Annotated in this window: 2 protein-coding genes; both read right to left on the bottom strand. The window is 24.4% G+C overall.

Annotated features, from left to right (window positions below):
• On the bottom strand, positions 1 to 595 hold a 595-nt coding region (locus E6A48_RS06155), incomplete at its 3' end, for an HAD hydrolase family protein (protein ID WP_219709182.1).
• A gap of 2 nt (positions 596 to 597) precedes the next feature.
• Complete coding sequence (locus E6A48_RS06150; RefSeq protein ID WP_219709181.1) at positions 598 to 1,014, bottom strand: secondary thiamine-phosphate synthase enzyme YjbQ; 417 nt, start codon at positions 1,012 to 1,014, stop codon at positions 598 to 600.
• Between the last annotated feature and the right edge of the window lie 174 nt (positions 1,015 to 1,188).

The following is a 1,188-nucleotide window of genomic DNA, read 5'->3' as shown; positions in this document are numbered from 1 at the left end:
CTTTTAAAATATTTTCAAGATTTTTTATTCCTGTAGCTTTACTAATATTTTTTCTAACTATATCTATAGCTGTAATATTTCCATAAGCTATTACAGTATCAAACTTATTATTTATTTCATTTTGTATAATTTCTGTAGTATTTACATCTGGGCTAATTTTATTTATTTGTATAATATTTGTTATATTTTTTGCTTCTTCTATTGTAATTTTTTTATCTACTTTAAAAGGTAAATTATGCTCTCCTTTTTTAGGAATTATTGAAAAAGTTTCATTTTCATTTGCAATCTCAACGCTTCCACCATAAGTATCATACAAAAAATTAATAACTTCTATAGCATTATTTTTTTCTATCTCTTCTTTTAGCAATATATTATTATTTCTATCTATAATTAAAGCACCATTATTAACTATAATATAATCAATCTCTATATTGTTTTTATAAATTTGTTCTAATATTGAAAATTTATTTCTGCCTGTAGCAATTGCAAATATATTTCCTTTTTCTCTCCATTTTTTTATAGCATTAATCACTTTATCATCTACAACACGATTAATAGCTAAAGTCATATCATAATCACTAACAAATAATTTCATTTTTATTCTCCAATAATCTTGATGAGTACTCTTTTGTTTCTCATACCATCATATTCACCATAAAAAATTTGCTCCCAAGTACCAAAATCCAATTTTCCATTTGTAACAGCCACGACAACCTCTCTTCCCATAACTTGTCTTTTTAAATGAGCATCAGCATTATCTTCATAGCCGTTATGCCTATATTGATTATGAGGCTTTTCTGGAGCCAATTTCTCAAGCCAAACTTCAAAATCATTATGAAGCCCACTCTCATCATCATTAATAAATACACTAGCAGTAATATTCATAGCATTGCATAAAATTAAGCCCTCTTTTATACCGCTTTCTTCTAAACATCTTTGAACTTCATTAGTAATATTAATATATCCCCTTCTCTTTGGATAATTTATCTCTAAAACTTTTCTATATGATTTCATTTTTGCATAAACTCTTTATTATATTATTTTTTATTTAGATAAAATTATATCAAAATAAAACTCATTTGTCAAAAATATTTTTGTTGGTTTTATTGTTGAAATAAATTTTTTATATGATATAATAAATATTCAAATTATATAAAAATGGGAGTGTATATGCCTTCAGGAAGAAAA

The organism is Brachyspira pilosicoli, from assembly GCF_019402445.1.
GTDB lineage: Bacteria > Spirochaetota > Brachyspiria > Brachyspirales > Brachyspiraceae > Brachyspira > Brachyspira pilosicoli_B.
This window is presented reverse-complemented; position numbering and strand designations above follow the sequence as displayed.